At 60.5% G+C, this 14331-nt stretch carries 13 protein-coding genes; 1 reads left to right on the top strand and 12 read right to left on the bottom strand.

Annotated elements, in window-relative coordinates; genetic code table 11:
• Positions 1 to 18 precede the first annotated feature (18 nt).
• The 11 genes from BQ4436_RS09705 to rpsP all read right to left on the bottom strand — a co-directional run bounded on the left by BQ4436_RS09705 (position 19) and on the right by rpsP (position 10103).
• On the bottom strand, positions 19 to 1203 hold the full coding sequence (locus BQ4436_RS09705) for a DNA-processing protein DprA (protein WP_070976655.1): 1185 nt from the start codon (positions 1201 to 1203) through the stop codon (positions 19 to 21).
• Positions 1200 to 2756: a YifB family Mg chelatase-like AAA ATPase gene (locus BQ4436_RS09700; protein WP_070976652.1), complete on the bottom strand. Its 1557-nt coding sequence runs from the start codon at positions 2754 to 2756 to the stop codon at positions 1200 to 1202. Before BQ4436_RS09700 ends, BQ4436_RS09705 begins: the two co-directional genes overlap by 4 nt.
• Positions 2743 to 3117: a YraN family protein gene (locus BQ4436_RS09695; RefSeq protein WP_083329535.1), complete on the bottom strand. Its 375-nt coding sequence runs from the start codon at positions 3115 to 3117 to the stop codon at positions 2743 to 2745. The genes BQ4436_RS09700 and BQ4436_RS09695 overlap by 14 nt, the downstream gene beginning before the upstream one ends.
• A 144-nt stretch (positions 3118 to 3261) precedes the next feature.
• Positions 3262 to 3570: a DUF2469 domain-containing protein gene (locus BQ4436_RS09690; protein ID WP_070362276.1), complete on the bottom strand. Its 309-nt coding sequence runs from the start codon at positions 3568 to 3570 to the stop codon at positions 3262 to 3264.
• On the bottom strand, positions 3567 to 4211 hold the full coding sequence (locus BQ4436_RS09685; protein WP_070363483.1) for a ribonuclease HII: 645 nt from the start codon (positions 4209 to 4211) through the stop codon (positions 3567 to 3569). Before BQ4436_RS09685 ends, BQ4436_RS09690 begins: the two co-directional genes overlap by 4 nt.
• Before the next feature lie 25 nt (positions 4212 to 4236).
• Positions 4237 to 4926, bottom strand: a complete 690-nt coding sequence (lepB, locus tag BQ4436_RS09680) for a signal peptidase I (RefSeq protein ID WP_083290932.1) — start codon at positions 4924 to 4926, stop codon at positions 4237 to 4239.
• A gap of 119 nt (positions 4927 to 5045) precedes the next feature.
• The gene (rplS, locus tag BQ4436_RS09675) at positions 5046 to 5393 is read right to left on the bottom strand and encodes a 50S ribosomal protein L19 (protein ID WP_070362274.1); all 348 of its coding nucleotides are present in this window, start codon (positions 5391 to 5393) and stop codon (positions 5046 to 5048) included.
• A gap of 114 nt (positions 5394 to 5507) precedes the next feature.
• Positions 5508 to 7808, bottom strand: a complete 2301-nt coding sequence (locus BQ4436_RS09670; RefSeq protein WP_070976646.1) for a Tex family protein — start codon at positions 7806 to 7808, stop codon at positions 5508 to 5510.
• A 17-nt stretch (positions 7809 to 7825) separates the two neighbouring features.
• Complete coding sequence (trmD, locus tag BQ4436_RS09665; protein WP_070976642.1) at positions 7826 to 9013, bottom strand: tRNA (guanosine(37)-N1)-methyltransferase TrmD; 1188 nt, start codon at positions 9011 to 9013, stop codon at positions 7826 to 7828.
• Positions 9006 to 9518: a ribosome maturation factor RimM gene (rimM, locus tag BQ4436_RS09660; protein ID WP_320072716.1), complete on the bottom strand. Its 513-nt coding sequence runs from the start codon at positions 9516 to 9518 to the stop codon at positions 9006 to 9008. Before rimM ends, trmD begins: the two co-directional genes overlap by 8 nt.
• Before the next feature lie 90 nt (positions 9519 to 9608).
• Positions 9609 to 10103, bottom strand: a complete 495-nt coding sequence (gene rpsP / locus BQ4436_RS09655) for a 30S ribosomal protein S16 (protein WP_070362270.1) — start codon at positions 10101 to 10103, stop codon at positions 9609 to 9611.
• Positions 10104 to 10461: 358 nt separating this feature from the next.
• Here rpsP and BQ4436_RS09650 point away from each other — a divergent pair, with 358 nt between their 5' ends.
• Positions 10462 to 12627 carry an acyltransferase family protein gene (locus tag BQ4436_RS09650; protein WP_070976638.1) on the top strand — a complete coding sequence of 722 codons (2166 nt, stop codon included), beginning with the start codon at positions 10462 to 10464 and terminating at the stop codon, positions 12625 to 12627.
• Between the two features lie 64 nt (positions 12628 to 12691).
• Here the strand turns inward: BQ4436_RS09650 and ffh are convergent, their stop codons facing one another.
• A complete protein-coding gene (gene ffh / locus BQ4436_RS09645) occupies positions 12692 to 14293 on the bottom strand; it encodes a signal recognition particle protein (protein WP_070478854.1) in 1602 nt (533 codons plus the stop codon).
• Between the last annotated feature and the right edge of the window lie 38 nt (positions 14294 to 14331).

Here is a 14331-nt window from a genome sequence, read left to right as displayed (position 1 = left end):
CCGTATTGTATCGGTAGCTTAGGGTTTGGCTGTGTCGCTTCGTCGCCACAGCTGGCCTTCCCGCTGGATCAGTCCCTTTCCTTGCAGCTCAATGAGCGTGTTGATGGTGACTTGGAGGGATAGCGCGGCGGCACCTGCAATCTCCTCCGCTACAAGCCCGTCGCGATGATGTTTTGGCGCGGCATCGTAGATGCGCATCTCGGTGCGGGTCAGGAGTTGTAGGGGCGAAGCTACATTGTTGTCCGCAAGTTCTTGTTCTGCATCCAGTCCGTTCTCGAGGCGGATCGCCTCGTGGACGTAGGTCGCGTTGAGCACCATCGTGGCCTCCCCCTTATAGATAGCGAGGTTGGTGCCGACAGATCCGGCGGTGGTTATCGGCCCAGGTACCGCAAGCGTCCCGCGTTGGTAGTACTGCGCCCAGCGCAACGTGCTAAGCGCCCCGGAGCGGTAGGCGGCTTCTATTACTAGCGTGGCCTGTGTGAACCCAGCGACGAGTCGGTTCCGGGTAAGGAAGCGGTGTCTCTCAGGGGCCATGCCAGGGCTGTATTCGGTGATGATCGCTCCCCCTGCCGCCACGATGCGATCAAATAGCTGTTTGTGGCGTCTCGGGTAGGTGACACCCGGCCCACATGCGGCGAACACCACAGTTGGCAGTCCCGCCTCGAGGGCCGCATCGTGGGCTGCCGCATCAATACCGAGTGCACCGCCGGAGACGATGGTGTATCCCCAGCGCTTCAGTCCGTGCACGATGTCACGGGTGGCTGAATGCCCATATGCGCTCAGCGCTCGAGTGCCGACGATCGCGATCGAGTTTTCCAATAGCTCCGGCAGGTTGGTATTGCCTCGAACCCAGAGGGCGTGTGGCGGAACCCCGTCTGCACGTATCGGAGCACCTTCGCCATCCCGACTCATCTTTGCGCCGAGATTGAAGGAGTCATAAATCCGTTCGCGAGGCCACTCGGGCGATTCCGGTGTGATGAGTGTGTACCCATGCTCCGCTGCAGTGGCTAGGTCTTCTGCTGGCTGGTCCCAGGTGTATCTCGCATCGGTGTCGGCGGCGAGGTCACCGAGCCAGGGCGCTCGTGTGCGCACGCCTTCGGCGATTTCGTCAGCGGTATAGCCTTCGTTTCGCAGTGCCCATAGCGCCGTCGACGGCCCCTCGATGACACGGTTGAGGTAGGCCCATGATTCAAGCGCGCTCATGCCGATGCCTCCTGACGTGCTGAAAGCAAGGTCTGGTCGTCTCGAAGGTCGACGGCCTCAGCGACGTGCCCGAGGTGGGGGCATTGTGCGCCAGTGAGATCCGCCAAGGTCCACGACAATTTCAGGATGCGGTCGATACCGCGCTGGCTGACCTCCCCGCGCGCAAGCATCGAGGAGAGGAACATCATCGCGGAATCTTCCGCCGGGAAGTATCGACGCAGCCACGGCCCCGGCACGCGCGCATTCGTCAACGCCCCGTTCGTGTGTTCCTCGCACGTCCGCCACCGATGTGCCGCACGGTCCCGTGCCTCTGCCACACGCTGGGCGATGGCCGTGGAAGACTCTGCCCCGTTTGGGTTTAGCACGGCGTTATCCAGCGAAGTCCTGCAAACAATGTCCAGGCGGTCCCTCAGCGGACCCGAAATACTTCGCGCATACCGCGCACGCTGCGCCCCGGAGCAGCGGCAGCGGTTTGCTGGTTTTCCACACGGGCATGGATTCATCGCGAGGATGAGCTGGAAGTCGGCTGGAAAGACGACGTCGCGGTTGCTGCGTCGCAGGCGCACCTCGCCTTTCTCCAGGGGAATGCGCAACGCATCGAGGGTAGCGGACGCGATCTCAGAGGCTTCGTCGAGAAACAGCACACCGTTATGGGCTTGACTGACCGCGCCGGGGCGAGGAATCCCGCTGCCTCCCCCGATGAGTTGCGCCTTGGAAAGCGACGGGTCCGGCGCGATGAACGGGCGGTGCGCAATCAGCTCTCCCCCGGCGATCCCGGCAGCTGCGTGAATCGCTGTGGACGTGACCATTTCTTCGACGTCCATTGCGGGGAGGATGGATGGGAGACGCTCTGCAAGCATGGACTTGCCTGAGCCGGGTGGTCCGATCATTAGCATGTGATGCGCACCGGCCGCGGCGACTTCCATAATCCTTCGCTCGGGGCCTTGCCCTGCGATGTCTGCGAAGTCCGGCTGTCGTCCTTGCTCAATGCTTGGCGCACCCACAGAAGCTACTTCAAGCACCTCTTCCCCGACCAGCCACGCCCACACCTGCGCCAGCGAGTCCGCCAGCACGATGTCTCCGCGTGACACGAGCTGTGCCTGGTGCTCGTTCGCGCGCGGAACCACAATGCGGTCAATTCCACCCTCCTGAACAAGCAGCTCCTGGGCCGCCAGCAGCATCGGCAGCACTTCCGGTACAGGCCGCAAGCTGCCATCCAGCGCCAACTCTCCTACAAAAAATGTTCGCGATAGTGCCCGTTGAGCGCGTGGATCTAGGCTCCCCATCACCGCCAACGCAATCGGCAAGTCAAACTGCGAACCAGCCTTCGGCAGGTGCGCCGGCGACAGCGACACCATCGCCTTCGTCTTCGGCCACGGCAGTGAACTATTACGGCAGGCGGTACGGATTCGCTCGCGGGATTCTTTCACGGCAGCATCGGCGAGCCCAACAATATGCATTCCTGGTAACCCCGGCCCGACGTTGGCCTCCACGCGTACGATGCGCGCCCGAATGCCCTCAACCGTGGCACTCAACGTACTAGCAAGCGGCATCTTCGACCCCCATGATGAACTCAAACTCGAAGCCGTCCTCGTGATACATCGCCTCCACGACGTCGAACCGGACTTCGTAGAACCCCTCAGTGCTGCGCAACCACTCAGCAGCCGCGTTACGCATTGCCATCATCTTCTTCGCGTGCACCGCCTCAACCGAACCAAACCCCGGTAAACGACGAGTTTTCACCTCTACGAACACCACGGTGCCGTAAGAGTCCTGCATAATCAGGTCAATCTCGCCATGCCGTAATCGCACCCGCCTACCAAGGCACGTGTAGCCCAACGCTAAATACTCCTCCAGTACGGCATCTTCCCCTAGACGGCCAAGCTGATACTGGTCCATGCACGGTTTCTGCATAACTTCGTTCCCTTCTTCACATCCTTGTTCGTTTGCACACACCTCCAGACGCACCAGAGGCGTAAGTGTTTAGACGCAAAAACCCCTCCCGCGGTTCCTTACAGGCAACACGCGGGAGGGGCGGAGGGGACGTCGAAACGCAGACTACGAATTAGGGAACGTGATGTCCGGCTTGTCTAGCTCCTCGATATTGACATCCTTGTACGTAATTACGCGGACGTAGCGCACAAAACGCACCGCACGGTACATGTCCCACACCCAACAATCCGACATACGGACCTCGTAGTACACATCGTTGCCGTCTTTGTGCGGGATCAACTCGACAGCATTCGCAAGGTAGAAACGACGCTCCGTCTCCACGACAAACGAGAACTGGCTCGCGACGTCTCGATACTCGCGATACAGCGACAGCTCGACGTCGGCCTCGTAATTGTCCAGATCCTCAGCACTCATGCGGTGCCCCCTTCGTAAATCTCAACGGCAGTTCTCACGTTGGCATAACTATAACGATGTTGCGGCGTCGCCCCGTGGCGGCGCACCGCATCCATGTGTGCCTTCGTGCCATACCCCTTGTGGCGCTCCAACCCATACCCCGGGTACTGCTCCGCGTAGCCATCGAGGAGATGGTCGCGGCTCACTTTGGCTAGCACACTGGCGGCGGCGATGCACCGGGCACTCGCGTCACCGCCGATAATCGGCAGTTGTGGTACGGGCAAACCCGCGATATGGAAGGCGTCGACAAGCGCGTACCGCGCCTCCGTCTCTAGCTGCGCAACTGCGCGCCGGGCCCCGTCAATGTTGGCATGCTGCACCCCGCGGTGATCAATCTCGCTGGCGGGCACGTGCACGATGGAGTATGCGAGCGCGTGCTGGCAAATGATGTCAAAGAGTGCTTCTCGACGCTTCGCCGTCAACTGCTTGGAATCCGTCAACCCCTCAAGTTGCCGTATCGGCTGCGGTGGTAGCACGCACGCGGCGACTGTCAGTGGCCCGAAGCAGGCGCCCCGGCCGGCCTCGTCAACCCCGACGACTGGTCCGAGCCCTGCTTTTTCGAGCGCCACCTCGTACGTCCGAAGCTGCTTCAAACGACGCACCACAGCTCACACACCAAGCGTAGGGCTACTGCTGGATCGCAGGGTCGTCGACGCCACCAAAACGCTGGAGTGGGAACACAATCGCAAGAACTTTTCCGCGAAGGTTCTCCTCCGGGATCGTGCCCTGGTACTCATCACCAAGGTGGTAGCGCGAATCAGCGGAATTCGTGCGGTTATCACCCATCATGAAGTAGTTCCCATCAGGGACAGTTACCGGGCCGAAGTAGTTCCCACCGCAAGCGTCGGACCCAGTCTCAGGATCCACCGGGTAGTAGTTCGGCTGCAGCGTATACGACTGGTCGATCGGCTTGCCGTCCACCATCACCGCCGGATCCCCCTCCTGGCAGGACACCGTCTGGCCACCCTTCGCGATGATGCGCTTGACCAACGTGTTCTCATCCTTCGGCACCAGCCCCACCCAGGAGGACACCTCCTGCAGACCGGCAATGGCCGGGTTGTCGGAGCGGTTAGTGACGAAGCCGGTATTCCACGAGTCAGTCCCCTTAAACACGACGACGTCACCCGGCTCCGGATCAGAGAAGTAGTAGGACACCTTCTCCACGAAGATGCGATCACCCTTGCCGTCCTGCCCATGCAACGTCGGCTCCATCGACGCAGAAGGAATCACATAGAGGCGGCCAATGAATGTCTGAATAATGAAGATGAACACCAAGGTGAGTACAACGACCATCGGGATTTCGATGTACCACGGCATGGATTCTTCTTCAGATGCGCTCTTTTCGTTCACCCGCAACACTCTAGCAGCGCAACAAAACACCCCGCACCTTACGAAGCGTAAGTGTGCGGGGTGCTGCGCAAGAAACGGGTATGCGCTTAGCGGCGCTCCTTGATGCGGGCAGCCTTGCCGCGCAGGTCGCGCATGTAGTACAGCTTTGCGCGACGTACGTCACCCTTGCGGACGACCTCAATCTTCTCCAGGTTCGGGGAATGTACCGGGAAGGTACGCTCAACACCGATACCGAAGGAAACCTTGCGGACCGTGAACGTCTCACGGATGCCGTCACCCTGACGACGAACGACGAAGCCAGTGAAGACCTGGGTACGGGTGACCGAACCCTCGATAACCTTGACGTGTACGTCGAGGGTATCGCCCGGACGGAAGTCAGGGATATCGTCGCGCAGCTGGCCTGCGTCTACAAGATCAATAATGCCGTTGCTCATTGAAGCAATCCTTTACGTTTCTGGACAGAGGACCCTAGCGGCTTTTTCCACAGGTGGACGCTCGGCTGGTTCATGTCGCTTACAATAACCCGCACGATTTTACATGCGAGCACGTCACTTCCCAAATCCGGCACGCTTGAGTGCATCCGCCATCGAACCGCCCTGCGGCGCACCTCCAGCGCGACCTCGCTGGCGCTTCCCACCCTGACGGCTCGGCTTCTGCTGCGGCTTCTTCCCGCGTGAAGACTCACGCTTCTGTTCGCTCCCCGGCTCATCATCCAGGCGCAGCGTGAGGCTAATTCGCTGGCGCTGCACGTCCACCTCGAGGACCTTCACCTTCACCACTTCACCCGAGCGCACGACCTCGTGCGGGTCCTTCACAAAAGAATGGCTCATCGCAGACACGTGCACGAGGCCATCCTGGTGCACGCCGACGTCCACAAACGCGCCGAACGCGGCGACGTTGGTGACCGTCCCTTCCAGAATCATGCCCGGCTGGAGGTCAGACACCTTGTGTACGCCTTCTTTAAAAGTGGCCGTCTTAAACTCCGGACGCGGATCCCGTCCTGGTTTTTCCAACTCGGCAAAGATATCCGTGATGGTTGGGACGCCGAAGGTGTCGTCGGCAAAGTCCTGCGGACGTAGACCCGACAGCACTCTGCTGTTACCAACGAGTGCCGCAGTGTCCACCCCAGATTGCTGAGCGATGCGCTCCACAACGGGGTAGGCCTCCGGGTGCACAGCGGAGCCATCAAGCGGATTCTCTCCGCCTTGGATGCGTAGGAAGCCGGCCGACTGCTCGAAGGCCTTCGGCCCAAGTCGCGGCACCTTCTTCAGCTCCTTGCGCGAAGCAAACACACCATGTTCATCGCGGTAGGCAACGATGTTCTTTGCGATCGTCGGCGTCACGCCAGCGACTCGTTCCAGCAGCGGTACCGACGCCGTATTGACGTCCACCCCGACTGAGTTCACCGCGTCCTCCACCACGGCGTCCAACGACTGCGCGAGCGCCGCCTGATTCACATCGTGCTGGTACTGCCCCACGCCAATTGACTTCGGGTCGACCTTGACCAGCTCCGCAAGCGGGTCCTGGAGGCGCCGCCCAATCGAGACCGCGGAACGCAGTGACACATCCATGTCCGGAAACTCCTGAGCCGCGATCTCAGAAGCCGAGTACACCGACGCACCCGATTCCGACACCACCACCGGAACAGGCCTGCGCCCGCCCGCTGCTGCGATCATGTCCGCGACCTCTCGTGCAAGCTTCTCCGTCTCCCGCGACGCCGTGCCGTTACCAATCGCGATGAGCTCCACGCCGTGTTCCGCCACGGTGTTCGCGAGCACCTGCACCGCCTGCTGCCATTGGTTCTGCGGTTGGTGTGGGTAGACGATCGCGGTTGCGAGCACCTTCCCCGTGCCATCTACGGTCGCTGTTTTTACACCGTTCCTGTAACCCGGATCCAACGCCAGGGTCGCGCGTTGACCGGCAGGAGCGGCCAGCAGCACATCGCGAAGATTCGTGCTGAAGACGTCCAGAGCCGCCTCATCGGCACGCTCCTTAAGACGCATCCGCGTATCCAAATTAGAAGAGACCTGCAGCTTTGTCTTCCATGCCCACCGCACGGCCTTCGCCAGCCACGGGCTCTTTTCACAGTTAAGGTCGAAACGGTTCGCGATCATCCCCTCGTACGCCGCATCATCTCCGGCGTCCAAATCCAGCGAAAGCACGCCTTCCTGCTCTCCGCGCAGCAGCGCTAAAATGCGGTGCGACGGCAACGAGGTGAATGGCTCGCTGAAGTCGAAATAGTCGCGGAACTTCGCACCCTCGTTCTCCTTGCCTTCGACGACGCTCGAACGCATCGTTCCGGACTCGTACACCTTGTCGCGGACCTCGCCGACGAGATCCGCATCGGTGGCGATCCTGTCAACCAAGATCGCGCGGGCACCGTCCAGCACCGCTTTCGTGTCGGCGAACCCCTCACAGACATAGCTTGCTGCCTCGGTCTCGGCGTCGGCCGAAGGGGCGTCAATAAGCGAGTCAACGAGCGGCTCGAGACCGGCCTCACGCGCGATATCCGCCTTGGTCTTCCTGCGCTTCTTATACGGCAGGTAGAGATCCTCGACGCGCGCCTTCGTATCCGCACCCATGATGAGCGCCTTGAGCTCATCAGTGAGTTTGCCCTGCTCCTCGATCGCCTCAATGACCGAAGCCTTGCGCTCCTCAAGCTCGATCAAATACGCATTGCGCTGCTCAATGTGGCGCAGCTGTGTGTCATCCAAGCCACCTGTAGCTTCCTTCCGGTAGCGAGAAATGAATGGGACCGTATTCCCCTCTGCCAACAGTTGCAGCGCAGCCTCAACGTGGCGTGGCGCTACCTGGAGTTCCGATGCAATGGTCTCAGCAATGAACGTCATTCCGGACATTCTAATGCTTATGCGTTCCCATCCACGAGGCGGGTCGATCCGTACCAGTAGGTGCCTCTGGGCAGGCCTGCGACCACCGCTTGCGTCGCAGCGTCCAGCTCGAGCGCGGTGCGGCCGCGCACCTCGAGCCTGCACAAAGACTCAAGAGGCGGATGCCCCTCCTTCAACAGGTAATCGGTCTCAAGAATCGACTCATCCTCGCAGTGCGGTCCGATCGGCTCCAGTGAGATTTTGGGCTCGCGATAACCAGCCTTGCGCAACGCACGGGCCAAAGACTTGCGCGCCTTCGGCCAGCGCTTCTCGTCGACGAGCACCTGCATTGCCGTCACGACGTCGCGGCCGTACAGCGCAAACTCGTCATCCTCATCGAGCTCGGCGGCGTCCAATAGCTCCGGGCGGACTTGCTGGGTGCGCAGCAGCGATGCATCGCGCCGGTAGCGCCCCACCTTGGCGTGATCACCCGAAAAGAGCACGTCCGGGGCGTCGATCCCGCGCCACGTTCGTGGCTTTGTGTAGCTCGGCCCCTCAAGCAACCCATCGGAAAAACTATCGTCCTCGTGGCTTTGCGTATTGCCCAGCACCCCGGGGATCAGGCGGGTGACGGCCTCCGCGATCACCAACGTAGCCACCTCCCCGCCGATGAGCACGTAATCGCCGACAGAGACCTCGCGCACCCGGTACCGCTGCTGGGCGTCAACAAAGACTCGCTGGTCAATACCCTCGTAGCGGCCACAAGCAAACACGATGTGGGACTCGCGCGACCACGCCTGCGCATCCTGCTGCGTAAACGGAGATCCCGCCGGAGTAGGCACAATCAGCAGTGGTTGCTCAGCAGACTCGCCTTCGCGGACATCACTAACTTCATACGGCCGTGGCGCGACGGCGTGGACCTCATCGTGGCGGGCCTTGTCATTGCGGTGCGGTGCGGCGGAACGCAACCCTTCGCCTTCGTTGCCAGCTGCCACGGCATCAAGCGCCTCACCCCACACATCCGGGCGCATCACCATACCAGGCCCGCCGCCGAGCGGAGGGGCGTCGACAGACTTATGTACACCAAGCCCCCACTGTCGAAGATCATGCACGCGGACGCTCACAATCCCCTGCTCAATCGCCTTGCCCAACAACGCGTGGCGCAGCGGCTCAAGGTATTCGGGGAAAATGGTGACAATGTCGAGCCTCAAGGTGTGCCTAGACATCGAGTAAACCCTCTGGCGGGGTGATGGACAGGAAGCCCTTCTCCAGATCTACTTCGGGCACAATATCGCTCACGAACGGCACGAGGACCTCACGGCCGTCGTACTCAACCTCCAGAATCTGGCGCCCCGGCGTATGCATCACACCTGTGACCTGCCCGATCGCCTCCCCATCAAGACGCACGTTCAGTCCAATCAATTCGTGATCGTAGAACTCATCCGGGTCCGCGTCCTCCCCGCGTTCAAGCGGCGCCGCGAAGAACTTCAGCCCTCGCAGCCCCTCAGCGGCGGTACGGTCCGGCACCTCTTCGAAGCTGAGCAACAGGCGTCCTTTGTGCGGGCGGGCCGTCGCAACGGTGAGTTCAACTTCCTTCCCCGTTTGCGTACCGCGCAGCTTGCTGCCCACCGCGAAGCGAACCTCGGGCTGGTCCGTGTGCACTTCCACCGCGACTTCGCCCTTAATACCGTGAGTCTTCACGACCCGACCAATCAGTAGCTCCATGCTCAATTACCCTACTTTTCGACGCCCACTTCGCAAACAAAAAACGGCACGCCCTCCGACCACACGGATCGGGAACGTGCCGTTGCGAGGTTCGGATTAGTCCTCGGACTCCTCAGCCGGGGACTCCTCTTCAGCGGACTCCGCAGCCTCAGCAGCTGCAGCTGCCTCAGCCTCTGCGGCAGCCTTGGCCTCAGCCTCTTCCTTCGCCTTCTTGCGCTTCTCGGTGATCGCTTCAGCGGTCGGGCCGTTGTTGGCCTCCTCGAGAGCCTTGTTGAACAGGTCAAGCTTGGATGGCTTCTCCTCAGCAACCTTGAGGGTGCCCTCAGCACCGTCGAGGCCCTTGTGCTTCTGCCAGTCGCCGGTAATCTTCAGCAGAGCGAGCACAGGCTCGGTCGGCTGCGCACCAACGCCGAGCCAGTACTGAGCACGCTCGGAGTCGATCTTGATGAGGGAAGGCTCCTGCTTCGGGTGGTAGATACCGATGTTCTCGACAACCTTGCCATCACGACGAGCCTTCGCATCAGCGATAACAACACGGTACTGCGCGTTACGGATCTTACCGACGCGCTGCAGCTTAATCTTTACAGCCATGAAAATCTTCCTTTACGGTCACCGGGCAGTACAGACACCCGCCAACACGATAGGCGGGCCGGTTCAACCCTTCTTCTTTACCCTGCGCGTGACTGGTTGGGCGACATCGGGCATCTCTGCACGTGACGGGTCCAACGCGAACGCAGGTTGGTCCTGTTCAAAACCTGCATACACAGATAATCAACCTGAAAGAGGTTACCCCATAGCGAACCAATTCCCAAACAGGACTTGTTATCTAGGCAGATAGTTACCATTTGCCTGCCTGTTGCGGGTATCGTCTTTTCAGTTGCCCGCCGAAAAATAGCATGAAGCGTAATGAGGGCGCGAAACAATCTGAGAGTACACGAGGTTTTTCAGCATGCCTGCACCGAGCACGAAACGCTCAACCGCATACCGCGTCGACCTTGACGGGCTTCGAGGCTTTGCTATCGCACTAGTCGTCTTGTTCCACGTCTACGTCGGCCGAGTCTCAGGCGGCGTCGATGTCTTCTTGCTGCTGTCTGGATACTTCTTCCTCGGTGGCCAGATCCGCTACGGAATGCGCCCAAACCCAAGCCTCAACCCCTGGTGGCCACTGTGGCGCACTATTCGACGCCTCGTTCCAGCACTTGCGCTCACTGTCCTGGCAACCATGCTTGGTGTGATGCTGCTCGCCCCCGAACTCATGGGCGTGGAACTCTCCAAGCAGTTCACCGCCTCCATGCTGTACTACCAAAACTGGGAGCTGATCGCCCAAGATGCGGATTATGCGGCGGCAAGCCAGGACACGTCTCCGCTGCAACACCTGTGGTCAATGAGTGTGCAAGGCCAGTTCTACGTTTTCGCCATTTTGTTGGGGACGCTGCTGGCCTTCTTGATCTGGAAGTGCAAAGTTCCGGCTGTCATTGCCAAGCGAGGCGCGATCACGCTGCTCGCCATTATCACCGTTGCTTCGTTCGCATACGCTGCGCGCTTCGGCTTCGTCGGTACGGGCCAGAACTACTACTCCACGTTCTCCCGTGCGTGGGAGCTCGCGCTCGGTGGGTTGCTTGCCTTCGTGCCAACCAGCCGTTTCCTGCCACAGCGCACAGCCGCGTGGACTGCGGGCCTTGGCGTTGTGATGATTTCAATTACCGGCATCGTCGTCACCACTTCACTCGCGTTCCCCGGCCCTGTCACGCTGCTGCCACTCACTGGCGCCGCGCTGATTGTCATGAGTGGCAACCAGAACTCGGTCTCAAACATTCTGGCGTCGAAGCCGATGACGTGGCTAGGCAGCATCGCCTATTCCCTCTATCTTTGGCACTGGCCGTTGCTCATCATTGTCACTCTTGCTGGAGGGTTCGGGACTCCTCCGTGGTGGGTTGGCACCCTCGTCATCGCGGTTTCGCTCGGACTCGCACACGTCACACACCTGCTGGTAGAAGACCCGCTGCGTCAACACCGAAAGCGCCCGCAATCGACCGATACCCCGATTATCGACGCCCGCTCGACGCTGCGCACCCGCACCGGCGTTGTCCGCGCAGGCGGCGGCGTGCTGGTTTCCGTGCTCGTTGCCACTATTTTTGCAATCCAACCGCTTTGGAATCAGCGCATCGAGGACGCAGACCGCGATCTTCCGGAGGACCTTTACCCGGGCGCCCTCGCCATTGCTGGTGCTGAAGTCCCAGACGTCAAGCCACAGCCCGATCCGGCCCTGATTGCGGGCATCTACCCACCTATCGGCGTAGACGAGTGCATGATCATGATCCCCCAGCCGGCAACGGACATGCCTCGTCCCGACTGCCAGTACGGCGACCTCGAGTCCGACGTCACTGTAGTGATGACCGGCGGGTCCCACATCGAGCCGTACGTCGTGCCCCTCGACAAGCTCGGGAAAGAGCACCACTTCCGGGTCATTCCGTACGTCCGGCAGGAGTGCCCGATTGTCATCGGCGGTGCCGACAGAGACGAGTTCGTCAGCGATGTATGTGCTCAATGGTCGGAGCTTGCGTTCCAGAACATCGTCGAAATGAACCCGGACCTGGTGATTTCAAACTCCACACGCCCCGAGGGCCACGCGGGCGGTGCAGCGTTTTCCACGGACAAGGTCCCCGACGCCTACGCGAACCTGTGGCAGAACTTCGCCTACTACGGCATCCCGTTCGTTGGTTTGCGCGATAACCCATGGATGTTCACCCCAGAAGGCGATCCTATGGACCCGAACCTCTGCATCGTTGCTGGTGCCTCCGAACGCGACTGCTCAGCACTGCGCAGCACAGTCTACGGGCCCGAGGACCCAGCAACCTCGTACCTCTTGCCCGAGAATCACCAGTGGTCCATCGATACCGCTGACTGGTTCTGCGACGACAAGTTTTGCCCGCCACAGCGTGGCAACGTGTACATCTACCGCGACCAGAACCACATCTCGAACGCCTACGCAGCAACGCTCGCTCCGCTTCTGTGGGCTGAGCTGATGCCGGTCTTCGAAGAGCTAGGCCTGCTCCCGGGGCCCGCCACGGATCCCACACCGAGCTTGGAGATGGACGCACCCGCTACGCAGTAGCGTGCGAGCACCATAGCAAAGGGCCGGTACGGATGCCCGTACCGGCCCTTCAGTGTTTTGCTGACTACTTCTTCTTGCCCATGCGCTTCATCGCTGCGCCGAAGTCAAGATTGTTGAGGTCAAGCCCCTCCATACCCGGAGGAAGTTGTTCCTGCATCTTTTGCAGATCCTCCATGCCAGGCATTCCCGGCATCTGTGGCATGCCCGGCATCTTCGGGCCTCCACCACGGCGCTTCGCCGGTTTGCGCTTCCCGTTCTTGCCCCTGCGTCCCTTGGGCTTCTTCTTTGTCGCGGAGCGTCCGCCACCCATGCCCGGCATTCCTGGTAGGCCGAACTGGTTGGCCATCGCGCCCATCATCTTCTTCGCCTCAAAAAAGCGTTCAACGAGCTGGTTGACGTCAGAGACTTTCACGCCGGAACCAGCAGCGATGCGCTTCCTGCGCGACGCATTGAGAATCTTCGGGTTCGCGCGTTCCTCAGGCGTCATACCGCGGATGATTGCCTGGATGCGGTCCAGCTGCTTCTCATCAACCATGTCCGCCATCTGGTTCATCTGCTTGCCGCCAGGCATCATCTTGAGCAGATTGCCGATCGGGCCCATGCGGCGGATCATCAGCATCTGGTTCAGGAAGTCTTCAAGCGTGAGCTCCCCAGTGCCGAGTCGGCTCGCGGCCTCCTCAGCTTCCTTCTGGTCGAAGACGGTCTCCGCGTGCTCAATGAGTGAGAGCAGGTCGCCCATACCGAGGATGCGACTCGACATGCGCTCCGGGTGGAAGACATCAAAGTCATCGAGCTTCTCACCTGTGGACGCGAATAGGATCGGTTTGCCGGTGACTTCACGGATGGACAGGGCTGCACCACCGCGGGCGTCACCGTCGAGCTTCGTCAGCACAACGCCGGTAAAGTCCACGCCGTCTGCGAAGGCCTGCGCAGTCGTGACCGCGTCCTGACCAATCATCGCATCGATCACAAACAGGACTTCATCAGGCTGGACTGCATCACGGATGTTACGGGCCTGCGTCATCAGTGTTTCGTCAATACCCAAACGGCCCGCGGTATCGATGATCACCACGTCGTGCTTGTTCTGCTTCGCGTGCTCAATACCAGCCTGCGCCACCGCGACAGGGTCGCCGTGGGAAGTGCCCATCTCGTGCTCAAACGAGTCGATGGACGTGCCAGGATCCGGCGCGAACGTTGCAACCTCGGCGCGCTCACCCACAATCTGGAGCTGTTGCACAGCGCCCGGGCGCTGGAGGTCACAGGCCACCAGCAGCGGTGTGTGCCCTTGTTTTGCAAGGTGGCGGGACAGCTTACCTGCCAGGGTGGTCTTACCAGCACCCTGTAGACCTGCCAGCATGATGACGGTCGGCGGTGTCTTTGCAAAGTTGAGGCGTCGAGTCTCTCCGCCCAAAATGGCGGTCAGCTCCTGGTCAACAATCTTGACCACTTGCTGTGCCGGGTTCAGCGCCTCTGAAACGTCAGAGCCCAAAGCGCGCTCTTTCACGCGCTTAATGAAGGCGCGTACGACAGTCAACGAGACGTCAGCCTCCAGCAGCGCGATCCGAATCTCACGTGCTGTGGCGTTAATGTCAGCCTCGGTGAGCTTGCCTTTGCCGCGCAAGCCTCCAAGCGCTGATTGTAAGCGGTCAGACAGTGACTCGAACACAGTGCGTTGCTCCCTTAACTAATTCATTCTTCGGTAAT

Source organism: Corynebacterium sp. MC3 (assembly GCF_900099485.1).
Classification (GTDB): domain Bacteria; phylum Actinomycetota; class Actinomycetes; order Mycobacteriales; family Mycobacteriaceae; genus Corynebacterium; species Corynebacterium pseudogenitalium.
Note: the sequence above shows the minus strand (reverse complement) of the source record. Positions and strands in the feature narration are given on the sequence as shown.

Bases quoted from the DNA above. Each gene is read 5' to 3' on its own strand.
- BQ4436_RS09700 (WP_070976652.1), bottom strand. From the start codon at position 2,756: ATGCCGCTTGCTAGTACGTTGAGTGCCACGGTTGAGGGCATTCGGGCG.
- rplS (WP_070362274.1), bottom strand. From the start codon at position 5,393: ATGAGCAACGGCATTATTGATCTTGTAGACGCAGGCCAGCTGCGCGAC.
- trmD (WP_070976642.1), bottom strand. From the start codon at position 9,013: ATGTCTAGGCACACCTTGAGGCTCGACATTGTCACCATTTTCCCCGAA.
- rpsP (WP_070362270.1), bottom strand. From the start codon at position 10,103: ATGGCTGTAAAGATTAAGCTGCAGCGCGTCGGTAAGATCCGTAACGCG.
- BQ4436_RS09690 (WP_070362276.1), bottom strand. From the start codon at position 3,570: ATGAGTGCTGAGGATCTGGACAATTACGAGGCCGACGTCGAGCTGTCG.
- BQ4436_RS09705 (WP_070976655.1), bottom strand. From the start codon at position 1,203: ATGAGCGCGCTTGAATCATGGGCCTACCTCAACCGTGTCATCGAGGGG.
- BQ4436_RS09670 (WP_070976646.1), bottom strand. From the start codon at position 7,808: ATGACGTTCATTGCTGAGACCATTGCATCGGAACTCCAGGTAGCGCCA.
- BQ4436_RS09650 (WP_070976638.1), top strand. From the start codon at position 10,462: ATGCCTGCACCGAGCACGAAACGCTCAACCGCATACCGCGTCGACCTT.
- BQ4436_RS09695 (WP_083329535.1), bottom strand. From the start codon at position 3,117: ATGCAGAAACCGTGCATGGACCAGTATCAGCTTGGCCGTCTAGGGGAA.
- lepB (WP_083290932.1), bottom strand. From the start codon at position 4,926: ATGCCGTGGTACATCGAAATCCCGATGGTCGTTGTACTCACCTTGGTG.